The following is a 21,145-nucleotide window of genomic DNA, read 5'->3' as shown; positions in this document are numbered from 1 at the left end:
CCCCTCCCTTTTCCTGATGGACCGCACCAGTTTCACGACTGGGCGTCGGCCCTTCCCCTGCGGAGGGATTCGTGAAAGCGTTCACATTCACAAGCAACGTAGCCGCAATAACGAGGAGATGGAGCAGCCATGGACTGGCGTCACAACGCCGTTTGCCGCGAGGAAGACCCCGAGCTCTTCTTCCCCATCGGCAACACCGGTCCTGCGCTGCTGCAGATCGAGGAAGCCAAGGCCGTCTGCCGCCGCTGCCCCGTCATGGAGCAGTGCCTGCAGTGGGCGCTCGAGTCCGGCCAGGACTCCGGCGTCTGGGGTGGCCTCAGCGAGGACGAGCGTCGTGCGATGAAGCGCCGCGCCGCTCGCAACCGGGCGCGCAACGCCACCGCCTGACGACGCCCCTCGGCCCCCGAGCCGCAGCGCGCAGTACCCCCTGACGCTCCCCCCGAGCTTTGCCTGGGGGCGCCCCGCATTACGCAGCTTTGAGCCCCGGACCGGAATGCCGGCCCGGGGCTCAGTGCTGTGTGCGGTGATCCCCGCCGGGGCCGGGGCCGGCCGGGTCAGCCCTTCTCCGCCCGTACCGGGATGTCGAGGACGACCCTCGTGCCCTGCCCGGAAGCGGGCACCATGTCGAACGTCCCGCCCATCTCGCCCTCGACCAGGGTGCGGACGATCTGCAAGCCCAGATTGCCGGCGCGCTGCGGGTCGAAGCCCTCGGGGAGGCCGCGGCCGTCGTCCTGCACGGAGATCAGCAGGCGGGCGTCGCGCCGGGTACCGCTGCGCACGGCGGTGACCTCCACCGTGCCCCGCTCCCCCGGCCCGAAGCCGTGCTCCATGGCGTTCTGGAGCAGCTCGGTCAGCACCATCGCCAGCGGCGTCGCCACCTCGGCGTCGAGGATGCCGAAGCGGCCGGTGCGCCGCCCGGCGACCCGCCCGGGCGAGATCTCGGCGACCATCGACAGCACCCGGTCGGCGATCTCGTCGAATTCGACCCGCTCGTCCAGGTTCTGCGAGAGCGTCTCGTGGACGATCGCGATCGAGCCGACCCGGCGGACGGCCTCCTCCAGCGCCTCGCGCCCCTCTGCCGAACCGATCCTGCGGGCCTGGAGGCGCAGCAGCGCGGCTACGGTCTGCAAGTTGTTCTTCACCCGGTGGTGAATCTCCCGGATGGTCGCGTCCTTGGTGATCAACTCTCGCTCGCGGCGACGCAGTTCGGTGACGTCGCGCAGCAGTACGAGCGAACCGATGTGGTTTCCCTTGGGTTTGAGGGGAATCGCCCGGAGCTGGATGACCCCGTCGTTGCCCTCGACCTCGAACTCGCGGGGCGCCCAGCCGCTGGCGAGCTTGGCGAGCGACTCGTCGACCGGGCCGCGGGAGGGCGCCAACTGAGCGGTGGTCTCGCCCAGATGATGCCCGACGAGGTCGGCGGCGAGGCCGAGGCGGTGGTAGGCGGACAGGGCGTTGGGGCTCGCGTACTGCACGATGCCGTCGGCGTCCAGCCGGATGAGGCCGTCGCCGGCCCGCGGCGAGGCGTCCATGTCGACTTGTTGACCGGGGAACGGGAAGGCGCCGTTGGCGATCATCTGGGCGAGGTCGGAGGCGCTCTGGAGGTAGGTGAGCTCCAGCCGGCTCGGGGTGCGCACCGTCAGCAGGTTCGTATTGCGGGCGATGACGCCCAGCACCCGGCCCTCGCGGCGGACCGGGATGGATTCGACGCGGACCGGGACCTCCTCGCGCCACTCGGGGTCACCCTCGCGGACGATCCGCCCCTCGTCCAGGGCGGCGTCGAGCATGGGGCGGCGGCCGCGCGGCACGAGGTGGCCGACCATGTCGTTCTGGTACGAGGTGGGGCCGGTGTTCGGCCGCATCTGCGCGACCGAGACGTAGCGCGTGCCGTCGAGGGTGGGCACCCACAGGACGAGGTCGGCGAAGGAGAGGTCGGAGAGCAGCTGCCACTCCGAGACCAGCAGGTGCAGCCACTCCAGGTCGGAGTCGCCGAGGGCCGTGTGCTGACGTACGAGGTCGTTCATGGAGGGCACGGTGGTGAGCCTACCCGGGGCCGGGGCCCTCACCTCGTGCCGCCTTCGGGCCGCGACGGGCCGCCCGGACCGCGGGTGATACCCGGGGAAACCCGCGCGGTGCGAAGCATGGACAGGAAAGAATGGTCTAGTCCACAATGAGTGAGCAAAGCTTCCGCCTTCCCCGCACAGGAGGGCGGAGCGAGGCCCGGCGCTCTCTGCCCTGATCGCGCCACGGCCTCCAGTCGGCCCACTCCGGCCGCGGGGTCCGCACACCCCGCGCGCCCGGCGGGCCGATACGGCTCCGGGCTGCGGTGCCGGCCGGGTTGAGGGTCCCGGCCAGGCGCCGCGGCCCGAAGTGATCTCCGGGCCGGGGCCTCGCGCGCGCCCCGGGCCTGCGTCTCACGCGCTCCCCCGGCTGACGCCTCGCACATTCCCCGGGCCGGCGCCTCACGCTTCTTCGTCGTGCACCCCCCGCCTCCGGCCGGTCACCCCGCGCCGGACGAGCCCTCCGTGTCGGACGACGCCTCCCCCGCCCGCTCCCGGGGCCATGCCTGCATCGCCAAATCGGCGACCGCCTCCAGAGTGGCGCGGTCCGCGCCGTCGCGCGCCTGTTGCGACAGGCCCTGGAGGACGGCGCCGGTGTAGACGGCGAGCGCACGGGCGTCGGTCTCCGGCGGCAGGACGCCCGCGGCGATGTCGGCGGCGACGCGGCCCTCGACGCACGCGACCATCTCGTTGCGCCGCCCCTGGAGCGCCTCGGCCACGTCGGAGGACTGCTCGGTGCAGTTGACGGCGGCGTTGATGATCATGCAGCCGCGCGGCAGGCCGGGGAGGGTGTGGGAGACCGCCGCCGCGCGCAGGAGGCGGCCCACCGCGGCCCGGGCGGTCGGCGCCTCGGCCACGGCCTCGGGCGTGAAGACGGCGTAGCTGCGCGTGTACGCCTCGACGGCCTCTTCGAACAGGGTGCGCTTGTCGCCGAACGCCGCGTAGAGGCTGGGCGCCTTGATGTCCATGGCCCGGGTGAGGTCCGCGATGGAGACGGCCTCGTAGCCGTGCTCCCAGAAGGCGCGCATCGCCTGTTCCAGGGCCGTCTCACGGTCGAAGGAGCGGGGCCTTCCGCGCTGCTTGGTCGCCATGGACCCATTCTATAGCGCTCGCTAAAAAACCTGTGCTACGTTCTTTCTGTAGCACTCGCTAAAGAAAGAGGGGAGCGCGGTCATGGGCACGCTCACGGGCAGGACGGCACTGGTCACGGGCGGCAGCCGGGGCATCGGGCGGGCGGTCGCCGAGCGCCTGGGCAGGGAGGGCGCCCGCGTCGCCGTGCACTACGGCCGGGACGCGGCCTCGGCCGAGCTGACGGTGAAGGAGATCAGGGCGGCCGGCGGGGACGCCTTCGCGATCCGGGCCGAGCTGGGGGTGCCGGGCGATGCCGAGGCGCTCTGGGCCGCCTTCGACGAGCAGGCCGGGGACGGCCTGGACATCCTGGTGAACAATGCGGGCATCGTCGGCCCGCGGGCGCCGCTCGGGGAGGTGGCCGAGGAGGACTACGACCGGATCTTCGCGGTCAACACCAGGGCACCGTTCTTCGTCACGCAGCACGGCCTTGCCCGCCTGCGCGACGGCGGGCGCGTCATCAACCTCTCCACGGTGCTGACCCGCGGCGCGGCCCTCCCCGATCTGATCGCCTACACCATGACGAAGGGCGCGGTGGACGCCTTCACCTCGGTGCTGGCCAAGCAGCTGGGCGAGCGCGGGATCACGGTCAACGCGGTGGCGCCGGGCGTGATCGACACGGACATGAACGCCTCGTGGCTGCGGGCCGGCGCGGAGGTCCAGGAGGGCACCGCGGCAATGTCCCCGCTCCGGCGGGTGGGTGAGGCGCGCGATGTCGGCGATGTCGTCGCCTTCCTGGCGTCGGACGACAGCCGGTGGGTGACGGGGCAGTGGATAGACACCTCCGGGGGCGCGCTGCTCTGAGGCGTGCCCGCCCGGGCTGGCGGCGGCTGAGGAGCGGGGGCCCGCGGCCGGCGGGGACTGAGGAGCGGGGGCCGCGGCCGCCGTGGGCCGGCGCGGTGCGTCAGCGGGTCTCGGTGACCTTCGCGAGGGCGCGGGGCGCGTCGGGGTCCTGCCCCCGGGCGACGGTGATCTCGTAGGCCAGCATCTGCAAGGGGAGGATCTCCAGGATCGGTTGCAGCTCCTCGGGGACCCCGGCCGTGGGCAGGGCGAATCCGGCCGTGCCCCGGGCGGCCTCCGCCTCGCTGCCGACGATCATCAGGTCCGCGCCCCGGCCGCGCAGCCGTTCCAGGACGGGTTGCAGGGCCTCGCCGCCGCGGCCCTCGGTGACGATGGCGATGACGGGCGAGATGTTGTCGACCATGGCGAGCGGGCCGTGCAGCAGATCGGCGCCGGAGTAGGAGAGGGCGGGGATGTAGCTCGTCTCCATCAGCTTGAGCGCGGCTTCCTTGGCGGTCGGGTAGCCGTAGCCGCGGGAGGTGAGGACCATCCGTTCGGCGAAGCGGTAGCGGGCGGCGAGCTGTCTGACCTCGGCGGCACGGTCGAGGATGCCTCGGGCGAGGCCGGGCAGGGCCTCGGCCGCGGCCCTGTCGGCACCGCCGCCCGGGCGCAGGCCCTGGACGAAGAGGTAGAGGGTGAGCAGCGAGGCCGTGTAGGTCTTGGTGGCGGGCAGGGCCCGCTCGGGGCCGGCCAGGATGTCGATGTGGTGCTCGGAGACGGCGGCGAGCGGGGAGTCGGCGTTGTTGGTGACCGCGAGGGTGATCGCCCCCGCCTCGCGGGCGGCCTTGGTGGAGGCGACCAGGTCGGGCGAGCCGCCGGACTGGCTGATGGTGATCGCCAGGACGTCCGTCAGGTCGGGCCGGGCCCCGTAGGCGGTGACGGTCGACATGGAGGTCAGGCCGCAGGGCTTCCCGAGCTGCACTTCGAGGAGGTATTTGGCGTAGAGGGCGGCGTTGTCGGAGGTGCCGCGGGCCGTGAGGAGCACGAAGCGCGGGTCCCGGGCGGCGATGGTGCGGGCGGTCCCGGCGATCGCGGGAGCGCCCCGGTCGAGGATGCGGCGCAGGACGGCCGGCTGTTCGGCCATCTCGGCGGACATGATCCCGCCCGGCTGCTCGCGGTGGTGGGCGGCGGTCGTGTCGCTCATGCCGGATACCTCCCGGACGGGGATGCAGTCCCAGTCGACCACGGGGTGGGGCGCGGCCGCCAGCCGGAAGCGGGGTCCGGGGCGGGTTCCGGCGGGGTTCCCGGAGTGCCCCCCTCTGCTAGATTGGTCTATACCACACGATCCGCTCCACTCTTTAAGATCGGCAGGCCCCAGCGTGGAAGTTGTCATCGTCCCGGACGCCAAGGCAGGCGGAGAACTCATCGCGGAGGCCATGGCCGCCCTCCTGCGCCGCAAGCCCGACGCCCTGCTCGGCGTGGCCACGGGCTCGACGCCGCTGCCCGTCTACGAAGCCCTGACCGCCAAGGTCCGCTCCGGCGCGGTGGACGCCTCGCGGGCCCGCATCTGCCAGCTCGACGAGTACGTCGGCCTGCCCGCCGACCACCCCGAGTCGTACCGCTCGGTGGTCCTGCGCGAGGTCGTCGAGCCGCTCGGCCTGACCGAGGCGTCCTTCATAGGCCCCGACGGCACCGCCGAGGACGTCCAGGGCGCGTGCGAGGCCTACGACCGGGCGCTGCCCGCGGCCGGCGGGGTGGACCTCCAGCTGCTCGGCATCGGCACCGACGGGCACATCGGCTTCAACGAGCCGTGCTCCTCGCTCGCCTCCCGCACGCGCATCAAGACGCTCACGGAGCAGACCCGCGTCGACAACGCGCGCTTCTTCGACGGCGACATCGAGCAGGTGCCGCACCACGTCATCACCCAGGGCATCGGCACCATCCTGGAGGCCCGCCACCTGGTGCTGCTCGCCACGGGCGAGGGCAAGGCCGACGCCGTGGCGGCGTCCGTCGAGGGCCCGGTCTCGGCGCTCGTCCCCGCCTCGGCGCTCCAGCTGCACCCGCACGCCACGGTCGTCGTCGACGAGGCCGCCGCGTCCAAGCTGAAGCTCGCGGACTACTTCCGCGCCACGTACGCGGCGAAGCCGGAGTGGCAGGGGCTGTAGCCCCACGCATCCCCTCGCCGCGGCGGGTCCGGCACCGCCGGATTCCGCCGCGGTGGCTAAGCGCCGTTGCGGCGGGGGGAAGGGGCCCCGCTCCCGCCCTTTCGCCGTTTCCTCCTCCGGAGGGGTCCGGGGGCTACGGCCCCCGCACTGCCCCCGCCGCAGCGGCGATCGGCCCCCACCGGGGAGTCCGGCGGTGCCGGAACCGCCGTCAGTTGCGCGGCCCCGCGACGGCCTCCGCGGCAGCGACCCCGCAGACCCGCGCCGCGCCGTGCGTCACCACGTGCAACGCCCCCCGCGGCGGGGCCGCGTTGAGGCCCATCTCCACCACGACCGTGTCCGGCCGCGCCGCGAGCAGCGCGTCGAGCGCCTCCGCCATCCACCCGTGCCGGTGCACGTCCCGTACGACGGCGACGATCCGCCGGCCGCCCGCGGCGGCGAGCACCTCGGAGGCGCGGGCGACGTCGGGCCCGTACGTGCCGGTCCGCGTGCCGGGCAGCAGCCGGGCGAGTTCGGCGCCGATGCCCCAGGGGGTCTCGTCGCCGACGGCGATGTTCGCCAGCGGGGTGAACGCGGCCACGTAGGCGGGCCCGGCGAGCGGCTCGTAGCCGGGCGAAGCGGTCACCCGCAGGGCGCGCCGCGCCGCGGTGAGCCCCACCTCGGGGGAGGGCGCGGTCCCCTCCTCGGCCGTGCCGGCCGCGCCCTCCCCCGAGGTCCAGCGCGCCAGGGCGCGCACCCGTGCCGCGGCGTCGGCGAGCCGTTCCTCCGGCAGCTCGCCTGCGCGTACGGCCGCGACCAGCGCGTCGCGCAGCCGCAGCACGGTGTCCTCGTCGGCCAGCCCGCCGCCGACGCAGATCGCGTCGGCGCCCGCGGCGAGGGCCAGCACGCTGCCGCGCTCGATCCCGTACGTGCCGGAGATGGCCCGCATCTCCATGCCGTCGGTGACGATGAGGCCGTCGAAGCCGAGGCCGCCGCCGGCGAGGGGCGCCCGCAGCAGCCCGTGCAGCGCGGCGGGGCTGAGGGTCGCCGGCAGGCCGGGGTCGAGCGCGGGCAGCAGGATGTGCGCGCTCATGACGGCCTTGGTGCCGGCGGCGACCGCGGCCCGGAAGGGCACCAGTTCGCGCTCGCGCAGCGTGCCGAGGCCGGCGTCGATGCGCGGCATGTCGTGGTGGGAGTCGACGGCCGTGTCGCCGTGCCCGGGGAAGTGCTTGGTGCAGGCGGCGACGCCCGCGGACTGGAGGCCCTCGACGTAGGCGGCGGTGTGCCGGGCGACGAGCCGCGGGTCGGCGCCGAAGGAGCGGACGCCGATGACGGGGTTGTCCGGGTCGGAGTTGACGTCGGCGGAGGGCGCCCAGTTGAGGTTGACGCCGCACTCGGCGAGCCGCCGGCCGAGCTCGCGGGCGACGGCCCGGGTGAGCCCGGTGTCGTCGACGGCGCCGAGGGCGAGGTTGCCGGGGAAGGAGGAGCCGGTGCGCGCCTCCAGCCGGGTGACGTCGCCGCCCTCCTCGTCGATGGCGACGAGGACGTCGCCGCGTTCGGCGCGCAGCCGGGCGGTGAGCGCCGCGAGCTGCTCGGGGGAGGCGATGTTGCGGCCGAAGAGGCCGACGGAGGCGAGCCCTTCGCCGAGCCGGCGCAGCAGCCACTCGGGGGCGGTGGTGCCGGTGAAGCCGGGCTGGAGGACGGCGAGGGCGTCGCGCGTGAGCGTGTCCATGGGAGTAGCGCTAACCCTTCACTGCGCCGGAGGTGAGGCCGCCGACTGCCTTGCGCTGGAGGATGACGAAGAGGATCAGGATGGGCACGGCGAAGAGCGAGGAGGCGGCCATGGTGGCGCCCCAGTCGTCGCCGAACGCCGTGCGGAATCCGGTGAGCCACACGGGGAGCGTCTGGGCCGAGGCGTCCTTGTTGAGGATCAGGACGTAGGGGAACTCGTTCCAGACGGTGATGAAGCCGAAGAGCGAGGTGGCCATCAGGCCCGGCGCCAGCAGCGGGAAGATCACCTTGATGAAGGCCTGGGCGCGGGTGCAGCCGTCGACCATCGCGGACTCCTCCAGCTCCTTGGGCACGGCGGCGACGTAGCCGCGCAGCGTCAGGACGGTGAAGGGGAGCACCATGACGGTGTAGATGGCGATCAGGGGCACGAGGCTGTTCAGCATCTCGGCGTCCCGGACGATGATGTAGTACGCGAGGGCCATGACCTCCCAGGGGGCCATCTGCGCCATCATCATCACCAGGATGAAGCTCTTGCGCCCCTTGAACCGCATGCGCGCGACGGCGAACGAGGCGAGCAGGGCGATCACCAGCGACAGTGCGACGGCCACGAGGGTGACGGTGAAGGAGTTACGCACAAGCGTCCAGAAGCCGTCCGCCTGCACCGCCCGCTGGAAGTGCTCGAAGGTGGGGCTGGTGGGGAACCAGACGGGGTCCTCGCTGACGATGTCCTTGTTGGCCTTGAAGGCCGTGCTGAACATCCAGTAGACGGGGAACACGAACGCGAGGAAGAGAACGACCGCGGTCGCTCCCGGCCACACCCGGCCCAGGGTCGATCGCCTCACAGCTCGTCCTCCTCTTGCTTGAGCACCAGGCGCAGGTAGTAGGCCGTCAGGGCCAGCAGGATCACGATGGTCAGGATGGAGACGGCGGCGCCCATGCCGAAGTGCTGGCTGCCGAAGCCTTCCTGGAAGGCGTAGACGGGCAGGGTCTCCGTGAGCCGGTCGGGCCCGCCTTCGTTGATCGCGAAGACCTGGGTGAACGACTTGAAGATCCAGATGACTTCGAGGAACGTCGTCGCGAGGAAGAACGGCTTGAGGAAGGGGAAGGTCACCGAGGTGAACTGCTTCCAGGAGCCGGCGCCGTCGAGCGAGGCGGCCTCGTAGAGCTCCTTGGGGATCGTGGTGGTCGCCGCGTACAGGTTGATGGCCACGAAGGGCACCGACTGCCAGACGATCAGCACGGTGATCACGAAGAAGGTGGAGAACTGCCCGCTGGTCCAGCTGTAGCCGGCCATGGAGTGCCAGCCGAGCGCGTCCAGTACGTAGTTGACGACGCCGAAGCGCTGGTCGAAGAGCCACTGGAAGACGGTGGTCGCCGCGACGACGGGCATGGCCCAGGCGAGGACGAGGCCGAGCGAGAGCAGCAGCCGCAGCGCGGTGCCGAGGCGGGCGAGGAGCAGGCCGATGAAGCAGCCCAGCGCCATGATGAGGACGACGTTGGCGAGGGTGAAGACCACCGAGCGCCCGGTGACGCCCCAGAACTCGGAGCTGCCGAGCTGTTCGGCGTAGTTGTCCGTGCCGGTCCACTCGGTGAGGTGCTGGATGAGCTGGCGCGGGCCGAGGTTCTGGAACGACAGCAGGCCGTTCTTCAGCAGCGTCCAGCCGAGCAGCAGCACCGTGACGGCTGCGGCGGGGAGGATCAGGAGGTACGGCGTGCCCTGGGCGAGCCGGCCGGGGCCGCGGCGGGGCGGGGGCGGGGCGGTGCCCTTGCCGGTCCGGGAGGCGGGCCCGCCGGCCGTCGCCTCTTCGATCTGCGCTGACATCGTCGTCCGCCTTCTCCCCTGTCGAACGGTATTGCGTTGGTGCGCGGCCGGGCGGGAGGCCGTCTCTCACGGCATCCCGCCCGGCCGTCGGGTCACTGCTGCCGGGTCGCTGCCGCCGGCTGCTGCTTCCGGGCTATCGGCTGCTGCTACTGCTTCTGGCTGAGGCGCTTGTTGACGTCGGCCTCGACCTGCTTGGCGGCTTCCTCGGGGGACTTTCCGTTCAGCACGGCCGTCATGTACGCCTTGATCGGGTTCGGGGCGTTCTCCACCGCGGCCCACTCGGGGATCAGCGGGGTGGTGCCGCCGCCCTTGGCGGCGGGGGCCGCGGCCTCGGCGGCGGCGTTGCCCTTCAGGCTCTCCAGCAGGGAGTCCTTGTTGGGGATCGAGCCGACCTCCTTGGCCAGCGCGCCCTCGTTCTTGTCGGACAGTGCGATCTTCAGGAACTCCTTGGCGAGGTCCTGCTTCTTGCTGCCGGCGGCAACGGCGAGGTTGGAGCCGCCGAGGAAGACGCCCTCGGGCTTGTCCGCGGTCTCACCGGGGATGGTGAAGTAGCCGAGGTCCTTCTCGATGGCCGGGTTCGCCTTGATGGCGGTGGCGGCCTCCCAGCCCATGCCGATGAAGGCGCCGGTCCTGCCCTTGGCGAAGACGTCGGCCTGCTGCGGCGTGGCCTCGTCCTTGTCCTTGGGGGCCTTGCTGAAGGCCTGGTACTGCTTGTAGACCTCCATGGCCTTGGCGACCTTGGGGTCGGCGAGGTTGGAGACCCACTTCTTGCCGTCCTTCTTCACCAGGTCGGCGCCGGTGCCGATGGTCAGGCCGTCGAAGAAGTACCAGTTCTGGCCGGGCAGGTAGAGCGGCTCGGCCTCGCCCTTCTTCTGGATGGCCTCCAGGGCCTTGAAGAAGTCGGCGCGGGTCTTGGGGACGTCGGTGACGCCCGCGTCCGCCCACACCTTCTTGTTGTAGATGACGACGCGGTTCGCGGCGTACCACGGGGCGGCGTACTGCTTGCCCTCGAAGACGGAGGGCTTGTTGAGGGAGTCGGTCCAGTCGGCGCCGATCTCCTTCTTCAGGTCGCCGAGCTCGGCGAGGCCGCCGGTCTGCGCGTAGGAGGGGGTCTGGGTGTTGCCGACCTCGACGACGTCCGGCGGGCTGGACTCGGAGAGGGCCGTGGTCAGCTTCTGCTGGATGCCGTCCCACTTCTGGACCTGGACGTTGAGCTTCGCGCCGGTCTTCTGTTCGAACTCGGCCTGGACCGCCTTCGTCCAGCCCGGAGGGTTGGAGCCGTCCATGAACCAGACGGTGAGGCTCTTGTCCTTGGCGCCGTCGCCCGATCCCTTGTCACTGTCGCTGGACCCACAGGCAGCAACACTCACCAGCATGGCCGCGACACCCGTCGCCGCTATGAGCCCTCGCTTCACAGCACTCTCCTCAAGGACCGAATGTGGTCTTTAATGGTTTAGACCAGTGCCCGCAGCTTGGCCTAGACCTTTTGGGGTGTCAAGGGTGTATAAGAGTCGCTGTCGGCTCCGTTACCGGACCGACACCTCGAGGTCGACCTGGGCGTCTCCGGGCCCCTCGGGCTCTGCCCGTGCCACCATGTGACCGCGACAGACGGAGGAGCCGGTGACAGCAGCAGGATCGGAGTCGGGAAGGCAGGCCATGGCGACCGAGGGCGGTACGGCCGAGGGCGGCGGCGCGCCGGGCGGCGCGCGGACCGCGCGCGTTCCCAAGTACTACCGGCTGAAACGCCATTTGCTGGACATGACCGAAACCATGCCCCCCGGCACGCCCGTACCGCCGGAGCGCACCCTGGCGGCGGAGTTCGACACCTCCCGCACGACCGTCCGCCAGGCCCTCCAGGAGCTGGTCGTGGAAGGCCGCCTGGAGCGCATCCAGGGCAAGGGGACGTTCGTCGCGAAACCCAAGGTCTCGCAGGCGCTGCAACTGACCTCCTACACGGAGGACATGCGCGCCCAGGGCCTGGAGCCGACCTCCCAGCTCCTGGACATCGGCTACGTCACCGCCGACGACCGGCTCTCCAAGCTGCTGGACATCGCCACCGGCGGCCGCGTCCTGCGCATCGAGCGGCTGCGGCTGGCCAGCGGCGAGCCGATGGCCATCGAGACGACGCACCTGTCGGCGAAGCGCTTCCCGGCGCTGCGCCGGAGCCTGGTGAAGTACACCTCGCTCTACACCGCCCTGGCCGAGGTCTACGACGTCCGGCTCGCGGAGGCGGAGGAGACGATCGAGACGTCCCTGGCCACGCCGCGCGAGGCGGGCCTGCTGGGCACGGACGTGGGCCTGCCGATGCTGATGCTCTCCCGCCACTCGCTGGACGCGCAGGGGGAGCCGGTGGAATGGGTCCGATCGGTGTACCGCGGGGACCGCTACAAGTTCGTCGCGCGCTTGCAGCGGCCGACGGAGTAGGGCGCTCCGGCCCGGGCCGGGGGTCCGGGGGAGGGCGGCGGCGCGGGTCTAGACCTATTGACGGTCGTCACGGCGGCTCCTAGTGTCACCCGCGCCGAACCTCTGGCCTTGCGAGAGCCGTGCGAGAGGAACTCCATGAACGACACCGCACCCGTGCGGAGTTACGAAGCGGCCGCCCCCACCAGCCGTCCCGGACTGCCCGTGGTCAGCCTCGACCGGGCGCACTCACCGCAGAAGGTCCTCGCGCACGGCGAACTGCTCCGCCGCTTCGTCGAGGGCGGGGAGATCCGGCCCGTCCACATGCGCATCGGCATCATGGGTGCCTGCAATATGCGCTGCGCATTCTGCAACTTCCACTCCCCCGCCGAGGAGCAGTTCTACGACCTTTTCTCGTTCAAGGACGTCATCTCCACGGAGAACGCGATTTCCCTGTTACGGGAATTCGCCGCCAATGAGGGCCGCGCGGTCACGTTCTGCGGCAGCGGCGAGTGCACGATCCACCCGGGGTATCCGGCCGTCTGCGACGCCGGGCACGAGGCGGGCCTGCGGATCGGCCTGATCACCAACGGCTCCCGGCTGGGGCGGCCCGCGATGGCCGAGTGCGTGGCCAGCACGCACACGTGGGTGCGGATCGGCCTCAATGCGGGCACGGAGGCCACCTTCGCGGAGATCACCCGCGACCGCGAGCACACCTTCGCCTCCTTCCTGGACAACGTCGGCAGGCTGCGGCAGTCGGCGATCGACCCCGACTTCCGCATCGGCTTCAATTACGTGATCACCGAGCGGAACCACCGCGAGATCGTGGCCGCCGCGCGGGTCGCCCGGGAGGCCGGGGCGCACTACGTCCGCTTCGAGCCGGAGTTCTACTCCGCTCTGGGCCACCGGACGATCGAGCCGGTGATGGACGAGATCACGGCCGCCCTGGCCGGGGCTGCGGAGCTGGCCGCCCCGGGCTTCGAGGTCTCCGTGCCCAAGCTCGACCGCGGCCCGATGGACCGGGTGGAGGCCGTGGAGGGCGACTTCGAGCGCTGTCACTACAGCCGCTTCGTGACCGCCGTCGGCGCGGACGGGCACCTCTACCCCTGCCCGCAGGTCCATCTCAACAGCCGCTACCGCATCGGCAACGTGATCGAGGACGGGTATGCGGGCGTGCTGGACGGCGGGCCGCGGGCGGAGTGGGAGGCCTCCAACCCGCTCCGGACGGACCTGTGCAAGTCCTGCTTCTACCGGCCGCAGAACGAGCTCCTGGAGCTCCTGCGGGGCGGACAGGTCAAACTTGACGACGCCCTCGGCGCGTACGCGCTGGAGGTGCCCTCCACCCTGCACGCCGACTTCGTCTGACGACGTACCCCCGCGTACTGCGAAGGGCTCCATGCAGATCCATCGTTTACGTCAGCTTCTCTCCGTCGAGCGCGCGCTGGGTCCCGCCCCGGGGGCGGGTGCCGGAACGTCCGGGACTGCCGCGTCCGCCGGCCCGCCCACCGGCCTGTCCGCCGGCCCGTCCGCCGACTGGTCGCGGCGCGTGCGGGCCGTCGTGGAACGGCTCGCCCGGGCCGGGCAGGACACCCTGGCGGCGGCTCCGGACGGCCCTCCGGAGGAGAGTGACGGTTTTGTACGGGAGCGGCTGCTGTTCGACAGCCCGGCCCGGGGCAGGTTCCGTGCCGCGGTGCTCGCCCCCGCCGGCACCGGCCCCCTGCCCGCCGTGCTCGTCCTCGGCGGCAGGAACGCCCGGCTGGACCAGCTGACCGGCGCGGAGCCGCCCGACCACCCCGACCGCGACGTCGCCGCGCACCTCGCCCGCGCGGGCTTCCTCACCCTCGCCCTCGACCACGGCATCGACGGCGGCCTGGACGCGGACCGCCTCGCCGGGCGCGACGAGGGCACCGTCCTCGCGCACGCCTTCGCCCTGCGCGGCCACTCACTGCTGGGCGCCCTCCTGGGCGACGCCCTCGCCGCCCTGGGCTGGCTCCGCGGCCACCCCCGGGCCGCGGCCGGCCGCACCGGGCTGTTCGGGCACAGCCTCGGCGCGGCCGTCGCGCTGCACACGGCGCTGCTCGCGCCGGAGCCGCTGCCGGTGTGCGCGGCGGGCCACCTCGGCAGCTACCCCGCCCTGTTCGCCCGGCTGCTGACCGGCTTCGAGGGCGCCGCCCTGCCGGGCATCCTGGAGTACGCCGACCTGCCGGAGCTCTACGGGGCGCTCGCCCCCGCTCCCTTGCAGCTCCAGTACGGGCTGCGGGACCCGTTCCTCGACCCGGCGGACGCGCGCGAGGCCGCGGCCGCGGTGCGCCGCGCGTACGCCGGTGCGGGCGCCGCGGACCGGCTGGAGGTCCTGGAGCTGGACCTCGGCCACGGCACCGACCGGGACCGCGCCGCCGCCTTCTTCTCCCGCTCGCTCGCCGGCCCCTGCGCGTCCCCGGCGGCCTCCGCGGCCCCCGTGCCCGCCCAGCGCGTCCGCTTCACCGCGGACGAGCGCCGTACGGTCACCGACCGCGTGGACGCCGCCCTCGCCTCCGGCGTCCTCACCCAGGGTCCGGAAGCGGCCCGCTTCGAGGCGCTGGCGCGCACCTGGACCGGTGGCCGGGAGGCCGTCGCCGTCAGCTCGGGCACGGCCGCCCTGGAGATCGCGCTGCGCATCCTGGACGTCGCAGGGCGCACCGTCCTCACCCCGGTCAACACCTTCTTCGCGACGGCGGCCGCGGCCGTACGGGCCGGGGCGCGGGTGCGCTTCGTGGACATCGAACTCGACGGGCTGGGCATGGACCCGGAGGCGCTGCGGCGGGCCCTGGACGGCGAGCGGGACGTCGCCGCCGTGGTGCCCGTCCACATCGGCGGCGTCGTCTCGCCCGCGCTGGAGGCGCTGCTGGAGGAGTGCCGCGAGCGCGGTGTCCCGGTGCTGGAGGACGCGGCGCACGCGTTCGGCAGCACGCTGGACGGGCGGGCGGCGGGGGCCTTCGGCCGGTTCGGGGCGTTCTCGTTCTTCCCGACGAAGGTGGCCACCAGCGGCGAGGGCGGCCTGCTGACCGGTGCGCGCGCCGGCGACATGGAGGCAGCCCGGTGCTGGCGCGACCACGGCCGCTCGGCCGCGGACCCGGGGCGGCATGACCGGCCCGGCGGGAACTGGCGGATGGGCGAACTGCCCGCGGCCGTCGGCACGGTCGACCTGGAGCGCTTCGGCACGGCGCTGGCCGCGCGGCGCGCCGCGGCCGCCCGCTACGACGAGCTCCTGGCGGGCATGGGCGGCCTGCGGCCGTTCCCGGTCCCGAAGGCGTCGGGCAGCAACTTCTACAAGTACCTCGCCTATCTGGACGACGGCGTCGACCGGGCCGCGTTCAAGGCGCGCCTGCGCGAGCGGCACGGCGTCGCGGCGGCCGGGGAGGTCTACGACACGCTGCTGTGCGACCAGCCGTTCTTCCGGGGCGGCGCGGCAGGCGCCGGGGGCGGCGGGGACCCGGTGGCCTTCCTCCGGGCGCGCTGGTTCGCCGGGCGGCACGTGGCTCTGCCGCTGTACCCGTCGCTGACGGAGGCCGAGCAGTTCCGGGTGGCGGCGGCGCTGCGGAGCGAGCTGTCATGACGGGGGCGACGCGAACGCACCGGAGCGCGGTGCAGGTGCGGGCCTTCCGGCGGGGCACCTGGCAGCCTTCTGCGGACACCGTGGCCCTCCCAGGCCACTCCGGGCGGCTCTCCTTGTCGCTCGTCCCGGAGGCCGTGGCGGTCGCGGACCGGCGCCGGTACGAGCCGCCCGCCGGGAGCCTTCCGCCGGCCGCCCGGCGCAAGCTGATCGGCACCGCGCTCGGCCTCTTAGACCGCGGCACGGTGACCGTCGGCGGGCTCGGCGAGCAGAGCGCGGCGGACTTCCGTACGGCGCTGTGGGAGACCGCCGGGATACCGGCCGCGCTCACGGACCGCTGGTGCGGTCTGCTGCGCGCGGCTACCCCGTATGCCGTGGAGGAGCCCGACGGAGCGCTCGCCCTGGTGTCCCTGCCCGGCAACACGTTCACCTGCCTGGAGTCGGTGCTCGCCGAGGCCGCCCGCAGCGCGGCCGTGTGGGTCCGGCCCAGCCGCCGGGAGCCCCTGTCCGCGGCGCGTATGGTCGCCGCCCTGCTGGAGGCGGGCTGGCCGCCGGAGCGGCTGGGCTTCTACCCCACCGAGCAGTCCGCCTTGCGCACCCTGGTCGGCCTGACGGACCGGCAGACCGTCTACGGGGGCGCGGGGCTGTCGGCGGCCGTGCGTACCGCCGTACGCACCGGAGCCTCGGACCGGCTGCACGTACGCGGCCCGGGCCGCGGCTGCGCGCTCCTCCCGCCCGGCACGGACCCGGCAGGCGCGGTGGAGTGGCTGCTGCCGCTGGTGGCGGGGGACGGCGGAAGGTTCTGTAGCAACGTCCGCACGGTGGTGTGTGTGAGCGAGGAGGAGGTGAGCACGGGGAGGGGCGCGGAGGAGGCGCACGCTGCTACCCGGGCCCTCGCCTGCGGCGTCGCCCGGTGCCTCGCCGCCGCCCTGGACGCCATCCGCACCGAGCCCGTGGACGACCGGCTGCCGCTCGCGGCCTTCCGGGTGCCCGGCGAGGCCGGCCGGTGCGCGCGGCGGCTGCGCGAGGGGCTGGGGCCGGGCGACCGGATGCTCACGCGGCGGCCTCCTGCCGCCCGCGGCACCGGCGGCGCGGAGTACGCGCTGCCCGCGCTCGCCCTGCTGGGGGCGGGGGCGGGCCCCGGCCACCCGCTGGTCGGCCGGGAGGTGCCGTTCCCCTTCGTCGCGGTGCTGGCCGCGTCACCCGCCGGAGCCGCGGCCGTCGCCGCGGGTTCGTCGTTCGTCCACCGGCCGCGGGGAGGCGCGCTGTGACGGGGGTCCTCTTCGAGGCGATGTGCGACCGGGTGCCGGAGCTCCGGACCGGCCTGGACGAGTGGACCCGGCGGATGATGCGCTGGCACTTCTCCCCCGCGACCGGTTCGCCGTTCTGGCTCGGCCGCCGCGCGGGCCTGGGCTTCGACCCGCTGTACGACGTCGGCGGCTTCGCCGACCTGAGGCTCTTCGGCCTGTTCGACAAGGAGGAGCTGCGCCGGGCGAGCGCCCGGGACCTGCTGCCGCGCGGCTACCGCGGACGGCCGTTCCGGGTGTTCGAGACGGGCGGCACGACGGGGCCGCCGTGCCGGGTCGTCAACGTCTCCCGGCTGGACGCGGACGTACGGATCTACCGCACGCTGCTGGAGGCGCGCGGCGTCGCGGGCGGCGACGTCCTGGCGATGACGCCGGGCGGGCCGCACGCGTACGGCCACTTCGTGGAGGGCCTGGCCGACAGCTGGCACGGCGCGGTCTTCGCCGTGGACTTCGACCCGCGCTGGGTCAAGGCCGAGCTGCGCGCCCGCGGCGAGGCGGACGCGTACACGGCCCACCTCGTAGCCCAGACGGAGACCCTGCTGACCGCCGAGCGGCCCACGCTGCTGTTCACCACGTCGCGGCTGCTGCTCGCGCTCGCCATGCGGCTGCCGGAGCCGCTGAGCGCCTACGGGCTGCGCGCCGTGTGCACGGGCGGCACGTCGTGCACGCCGGCGGAGGCGGAGTACCTGCGCGAGGAGCAGTTGACCGGCGTGCAGTGGATCGACACCTACGGCAACACGCTCGTCGGCCACGCCCTGCAAGCCGAGCCGGTGGGCTCGTCGTCGCGCTCGTACCACCTCCCGCCGCCGTTCGCCGTGCTGACGGTGACCGATCCGGCGGACCCGTGGCGGGAGGTCGCGGTGGGCGAGCGCGGGCGGGTGCGCGCCACGACGCTCCTGGAGGACCTGTTCCTGCCGAACCTCCTGGAGCGGGACAGCGCGGTGCGCACCGGGCCGCACCCGTGGTTCCCGTGGGACGGCGTGGCGGACGTCAGACCGTGGCGTAAAGAGGGGGAAGAAGGGGAAGGGCGGGAGGATCAGGGCGACGAGGTCGAAGGCGTGTACTGATGCCGCCGGTCGTCTCGTCCCAGGGCCTGCCCCTCGACCTCTCCGACCGCACCCTGTTCGCCCCCGGGCCTATGCGGGACGGCGCGCACCTGCTCGGCCGCCCGGACGCGGCGCGGGAGCGGCTGGCGGCGGAGGGGTGCCTGTACCTGCGCGGGATGCTGGCCCGGGCCGAGGTCCTGCGGCTGCGGGAGGCGTACTTCGCGGCGTGCGACCCCGTCCTGCTCGCCCCCGGGACCGCGCCCCGGGAGGGCGTCTTCTCCGGCCGGGTGCCGCCGGGGCTCCCGCCCCACGGCGTCCCGGGCCACCCGGCGTACGCGTTCGTCCGCTCGGAGACGTTTCGCCGGTTCCTGGCGTCCCCCGCCCTCACGGCCGTGGCCGGCGCCCTGCTGGGCGGCCCGGCCGTGATGCTGCCGCGCCGCATCCTGCGCCACTTCCACCGCGGCGCGCGGACCGCCTCGCGCGCCCACACCGACCGCGCCTACCTGGACCGCGGCACGGACCGGGTGCTCACGCTGTGGATCCCGCTCGGCGACTGCCCGCCCGCCACCGGCGGACTGGTCTACCTGGAGGGCTCGCACGCCCTCTCCCCCGCCTCGTACGCCTCCCTCCGCGCCGGCGCGGACCGCCCGCACGACCGTCGCCCGATCAGCCACGACCTGGCCCGGACGGCCCGCGCGCTCGGCCGCCGCTGGCTGTGGGCGGACTACGCGGCGGGCGACGTCACCGCCCACCTGCCGCACATCGTCCACGCGTCCCTCGACACGCGGACGGCGGCGATGCGGCTGTCCGTGGACGTACGGTTCGTCCGGCGCGGCGACCGGGCGGATCCGCGCTGGCTGCGGGACTGGGCGGGGGACGACGGCTTTTGATCCCCCGCCCGGCCTTCCTGACGACGACGGGATTCCCGCCCCGGGATTCCTATGCCGGGATTCCCGCCTTTTCGGCCATCGGTCTCAGGAGCACCGGCTCCGTCCCCGCGTCGTGGTGCCGCTCCGCCCAGTTCTCCAGGGCCGTGCGGCACGCGTGGTCCAGGTGCCGGAGGCCGGTCAGGTCGAGCTCTATGGGTTTGTCCTTGGGGAGGGACTCCAGGGTCTCCAGGATTTTGGGCAGGCGCAGGAACGTGGCGTTGCCGGTCACCGTCACGACGAGCCTGCCGCCGGTCAGTTCGCGGGTGGCGACGTGGGCGTGCGAGGTCTCCCACGCCGTCTTCACGACGGCGAGCAGCAGGCCGAGCACCACGCCCTCGAACATGTTGGTCGCGACGATCGCCACGGCCGTGACCCCGAGGACGACGGCCTCGCCGCGGTGCTCGCGCCACAGGGGGCCGAGCTCCTTGACGGGGACGAGCTTGCAGCCCGCGTGGACGAGGACGCCCGCGAGGGCGGCCAGCGGGATGACGCCGATCGCGGCCGGCAGCAGCACCGCGAAGAGCAGCAGCCACAGGCCGTGCAGGATGCGGGAGAGCGAAGTGCGCGCCCCCGCCTGGACGTTGGCGGAGCTGCGGACGATCACCGCGGTCATGGGCAGGGCGCCGAGCGCGCCGCACACCGTGTTGCCCACGCCCTGGGCCATCAGCTCCTTGTCGTAGTCGGTGCGGGGGCCGTCGTGCATGCGGTCGACGGCCGCCGCGCTGAACAGGCTCTCCGCCGAGGCGATGAGCGCGAAGGCGAGCACCGTGCCGAGGGCGGCCACGCTGCCGAGCGCGCCCAGGTCGTCCAGGCCGGGCGGCCGGACGGCGTCGGCGAGGCCCTGCACCTCCACGTGGGCCACGTCCAGGCCCGCCGCGACGGTCACCGCCGTGGCCAGCGCGACCGCCGCGAGGGGAGCCGGGACGACCCGCACCTTCGCCGGGAGCCGCTTCCACAGCACCAGGACGGCGATGGTGCCGGCGCCGACCGCGAAGGCGGTGAGCGCCGCGCGGTCGGTGGCGACGGCGGACAGCAGGCCCGGCAGGCCGGCGATCTTCGCGGGGCCGGAGCCGGGGGCCTTGCGCCCGGCCATGGTGTAGAGCTGGCCGAGGAGCAGGACGAGCCCGATGCCGGTGAGCATGCCCTGGACGACGGCGACGGAGATGGCGCGGAACCACCGTCCGAAGCCCAGTGCGCCGAGGGCGAGTTGGACCAGGCCGGCGGCCAGGACGAGCGCCCCGAGCGCGCCGAGCCCGAACTGCTGGACGGCCTCGTAGACGAGCACCGTCAGGCCGGCGGCGGGCCCGCTGACCTGAAGGCTGCTGCCGGGCAGGGCGCCCACGACCAGGCCGCCGACGATGCCGGTGATCAGGCCGAGTTCGGCGGGCACCCCGGAGGCGACGGCCACGCCCACGCACAGGGGCAGGGCCACCAGGAAGACGACGAGGGAGGCGAGCACCTCACGCCGCACCGCGGCGGCGCTCTTGAGGGACGCGAAGGTTCTGAGGGTTGCGTGCATGGCGGATGAGGGTTCTTCCTCGTGGTGCGGTCGGGGAACGTGGGGCGCAGGCCGCGTCACAGGGGCCCGAACGGCGCTCGGCCGCCGCGCTCGGGGCGGTGCGCGCTGACGGCCCCGGTGTGCACTTCGTAGTACCAGGCGTGGAGGGACAGGGTGCCCTCGCCGAGGCGTTCCCGTACGCAGGGGTAGGCGCGCAGCCGCTCCAACTGGGCCACGGCGTGCTGCTGCACGGGCGCGGCGAGATCCGCCGGTGCGTCCGGCGCGGCCCCCCGCACGGGGCCCGGCGCGGCGTGGTCGAGCCAGCCCCGTACGGCCGGGGCGGCGGAGAGGTCGTCGCCCCGCACGAGCGCGCTCACCGCGCCGCAGTGGGAGTGGCCGCACACCACGATGTCGCGGACGCCCAGCACGCGCACCGCGTATTCGATGGTGGCCGTCTCTCCGGCGGGGTGCCCGCTGTGGTACTCGGGGACGATGTTGCCCGCGGTGCGCAGCTCGAAGAGCTCGCCGGGGCGGGCGCCGGTGATGAGGGAGGGGATGACGCGGGAGTCGGAGCAGGTGACGAAGAGGACTTCGGGGCTCTGGCCGGATTCGAAGGCCCGGAAGGCGTCCGCGTGTTGAGCGACGTGCGTGGCGAACGAACGGGCGTTGTCGATGAGTGTCTGCATTTGGTCTGCCTCCTGCGCCCTCCGC

Annotated in this window: 18 protein-coding genes; 9 read left to right on the top strand and 9 right to left on the bottom strand. The window is 73.4% G+C overall.

The window, feature by feature from the left end; all coding sequences use genetic code 11:
- Positions 1-129 precede the first annotated feature (129 nt).
- Positions 130-387, top strand: a complete 258-nt coding sequence (locus tag D7231_RS04835) for a WhiB family transcriptional regulator (protein ID WP_004937597.1) — start codon at positions 130-132, stop codon at positions 385-387.
- 167 nt (positions 388-554) lie between these two features.
- Here D7231_RS04835 and D7231_RS04830 read toward each other — a convergent pair whose 3' ends face one another.
- Positions 555-2,024 carry a sensor histidine kinase gene (locus tag D7231_RS04830; RefSeq protein ID WP_120753991.1) on the bottom strand — a complete coding sequence of 490 codons (1,470 nt, stop codon included), beginning with the start codon at positions 2,022-2,024 and terminating at the stop codon, positions 555-557.
- Positions 2,025-2,500: 476 nt separating this feature from the next.
- Positions 2,501-3,151: a TetR/AcrR family transcriptional regulator gene (locus tag D7231_RS04825; protein WP_120753671.1), complete on the bottom strand. Its 651-nt coding sequence runs from the start codon at positions 3,149-3,151 to the stop codon at positions 2,501-2,503.
- Between the two features lie 82 nt (positions 3,152-3,233).
- On the opposite strand from D7231_RS04825, the gene D7231_RS04820 reads away from it, so the two are divergent.
- Positions 3,234-3,992 (top strand): SDR family oxidoreductase, encoded by a 759-nt coding sequence (locus tag D7231_RS04820; protein WP_120753670.1) that lies wholly within the window; start codon positions 3,234-3,236, stop codon positions 3,990-3,992.
- 100 nt (positions 3,993-4,092) lie between these two features.
- Here the strand turns inward: D7231_RS04820 and D7231_RS04815 are convergent, their stop codons facing one another.
- A complete protein-coding gene (locus tag D7231_RS04815; RefSeq protein WP_120753990.1) occupies positions 4,093-5,172 on the bottom strand; it encodes an SIS domain-containing protein in 1,080 nt (359 codons plus the stop codon).
- Between the two features lie 175 nt (positions 5,173-5,347).
- Here D7231_RS04815 and nagB point away from each other — a divergent pair, with 175 nt between their 5' ends.
- Complete coding sequence (nagB, locus tag D7231_RS04810; protein ID WP_120753669.1) at positions 5,348-6,133, top strand: glucosamine-6-phosphate deaminase; 786 nt, start codon at positions 5,348-5,350, stop codon at positions 6,131-6,133.
- 208 nt (positions 6,134-6,341) lie between these two features.
- On the opposite strand, the gene D7231_RS04805 is transcribed toward nagB, so the two are convergent.
- The 4 genes from D7231_RS04805 to D7231_RS04790 form a co-directional block, all read right to left on the bottom strand.
- Positions 6,342-7,841 (bottom strand): glycoside hydrolase family 3 protein, encoded by a 1,500-nt coding sequence (locus D7231_RS04805; protein ID WP_120753668.1) that lies wholly within the window; start codon positions 7,839-7,841, stop codon positions 6,342-6,344.
- A 10-nt stretch (positions 7,842-7,851) separates the two neighbouring features.
- Positions 7,852-8,682 carry a carbohydrate ABC transporter permease gene (locus D7231_RS04800; protein WP_120753667.1) on the bottom strand — a complete coding sequence of 277 codons (831 nt, stop codon included), beginning with the start codon at positions 8,680-8,682 and terminating at the stop codon, positions 7,852-7,854.
- On the bottom strand, positions 8,679-9,662 hold the full coding sequence (locus tag D7231_RS04795; RefSeq protein WP_120753666.1) for a carbohydrate ABC transporter permease: 984 nt from the start codon (positions 9,660-9,662) through the stop codon (positions 8,679-8,681). Before D7231_RS04795 ends, D7231_RS04800 begins: the two co-directional genes overlap by 4 nt.
- Positions 9,663-9,808: 146 nt before the next feature.
- Positions 9,809-11,077, bottom strand: coding sequence for an extracellular solute-binding protein (locus tag D7231_RS04790; protein ID WP_120753665.1), 1,269 nt, complete (start codon positions 11,075-11,077; stop codon positions 9,809-9,811).
- 241 nt (positions 11,078-11,318) lie between these two features.
- Between D7231_RS04790 and D7231_RS04785 the strand changes: the two genes are divergently transcribed.
- The 6 genes from D7231_RS04785 (at position 11,319) to D7231_RS04760 (ending at position 18,897) form a co-directional block, all read left to right on the top strand.
- Positions 11,319-12,086: a GntR family transcriptional regulator gene (locus tag D7231_RS04785; protein WP_120753664.1), complete on the top strand. Its 768-nt coding sequence runs from the start codon at positions 11,319-11,321 to the stop codon at positions 12,084-12,086.
- Between the two features lie 135 nt (positions 12,087-12,221).
- The gene (locus D7231_RS04780; protein WP_120753663.1) at positions 12,222-13,427 is read left to right on the top strand and encodes a radical SAM protein; all 1,206 of its coding nucleotides are present in this window, start codon (positions 12,222-12,224) and stop codon (positions 13,425-13,427) included.
- Between the two features lie 31 nt (positions 13,428-13,458).
- Complete coding sequence (locus tag D7231_RS04775) at positions 13,459-15,657, top strand: DegT/DnrJ/EryC1/StrS family aminotransferase (protein ID WP_120753662.1); 2,199 nt, start codon at positions 13,459-13,461, stop codon at positions 15,655-15,657.
- Complete coding sequence (locus D7231_RS04770) at positions 15,654-16,925, top strand: aldehyde dehydrogenase family protein (RefSeq protein WP_147449686.1); 1,272 nt, start codon at positions 15,654-15,656, stop codon at positions 16,923-16,925. The genes D7231_RS04775 and D7231_RS04770 overlap by 4 nt, the downstream gene beginning before the upstream one ends.
- Positions 16,922-18,028, top strand: coding sequence for a phenylacetate--CoA ligase family protein (locus D7231_RS04765; protein ID WP_241999571.1), 1,107 nt, complete (start codon positions 16,922-16,924; stop codon positions 18,026-18,028). The genes D7231_RS04770 and D7231_RS04765 overlap by 4 nt, the downstream gene beginning before the upstream one ends.
- Entirely contained in the window at positions 18,028-18,897 is an 870-nt protein-coding gene (locus D7231_RS04760) for a phytanoyl-CoA dioxygenase family protein (RefSeq protein WP_120753660.1), read from the top strand. Before D7231_RS04765 ends, D7231_RS04760 begins: the two co-directional genes overlap by 1 nt.
- A 49-nt stretch (positions 18,898-18,946) precedes the next feature.
- Here D7231_RS04760 and D7231_RS04755 read toward each other — a convergent pair whose 3' ends face one another.
- Together D7231_RS04755 and D7231_RS04750 are read right to left on the bottom strand one after the other, a co-directional pair.
- Positions 18,947-20,455 carry a SulP family inorganic anion transporter gene (locus D7231_RS04755; RefSeq protein ID WP_120753659.1) on the bottom strand — a complete coding sequence of 503 codons (1,509 nt, stop codon included), beginning with the start codon at positions 20,453-20,455 and terminating at the stop codon, positions 18,947-18,949.
- Positions 20,456-20,511: 56 nt separating this feature from the next.
- A complete protein-coding gene (locus D7231_RS04750; protein WP_120753658.1) occupies positions 20,512-21,120 on the bottom strand; it encodes a carbonic anhydrase in 609 nt (202 codons plus the stop codon).
- Positions 21,121-21,145 lie beyond the last annotated feature (25 nt).

The sequence above is a fragment of the Streptomyces klenkii genome (genome assembly GCF_003626645.1).
GTDB classification, from domain to species: domain Bacteria; phylum Actinomycetota; class Actinomycetes; order Streptomycetales; family Streptomycetaceae; genus Streptomyces; species Streptomyces klenkii.
The sequence above is the reverse complement of the archived record's forward strand: the minus strand, read 5'-3'. Positions and strand labels throughout refer to the sequence as shown.

Bases quoted from the DNA above. Each gene is read 5' to 3' on its own strand.
- D7231_RS04830 (WP_120753991.1), bottom strand. From the start codon at position 2,024: ATGAACGACCTCGTACGTCAGCACACGGCCCTCGGCGACTCCGACCTG.
- D7231_RS04815 (WP_120753990.1), bottom strand. From the start codon at position 5,172: ATGAGCGACACGACCGCCGCCCACCACCGCGAGCAGCCGGGCGGGATC.
- D7231_RS04760 (WP_120753660.1), top strand. From the start codon at position 18,028: ATGCCGCCGGTCGTCTCGTCCCAGGGCCTGCCCCTCGACCTCTCCGAC.
- D7231_RS04785 (WP_120753664.1), top strand. From the start codon at position 11,319: ATGGCGACCGAGGGCGGTACGGCCGAGGGCGGCGGCGCGCCGGGCGGC.
- D7231_RS04825 (WP_120753671.1), bottom strand. From the start codon at position 3,151: ATGGCGACCAAGCAGCGCGGAAGGCCCCGCTCCTTCGACCGTGAGACG.
- D7231_RS04755 (WP_120753659.1), bottom strand. From the start codon at position 20,455: ATGCACGCAACCCTCAGAACCTTCGCGTCCCTCAAGAGCGCCGCCGCG.
- D7231_RS04805 (WP_120753668.1), bottom strand. From the start codon at position 7,841: ATGGACACGCTCACGCGCGACGCCCTCGCCGTCCTCCAGCCCGGCTTC.
- D7231_RS04775 (WP_120753662.1), top strand. From the start codon at position 13,459: ATGCAGATCCATCGTTTACGTCAGCTTCTCTCCGTCGAGCGCGCGCTG.
- D7231_RS04770 (WP_147449686.1), top strand. From the start codon at position 15,654: ATGACGGGGGCGACGCGAACGCACCGGAGCGCGGTGCAGGTGCGGGCC.
- D7231_RS04780 (WP_120753663.1), top strand. From the start codon at position 12,222: ATGAACGACACCGCACCCGTGCGGAGTTACGAAGCGGCCGCCCCCACC.
- D7231_RS04750 (WP_120753658.1), bottom strand. From the start codon at position 21,120: ATGCAGACACTCATCGACAACGCCCGTTCGTTCGCCACGCACGTCGCT.
- D7231_RS04795 (WP_120753666.1), bottom strand. From the start codon at position 9,662: ATGTCAGCGCAGATCGAAGAGGCGACGGCCGGCGGGCCCGCCTCCCGG.
- D7231_RS04820 (WP_120753670.1), top strand. From the start codon at position 3,234: ATGGGCACGCTCACGGGCAGGACGGCACTGGTCACGGGCGGCAGCCGG.
- D7231_RS04835 (WP_004937597.1), top strand. From the start codon at position 130: ATGGACTGGCGTCACAACGCCGTTTGCCGCGAGGAAGACCCCGAGCTC.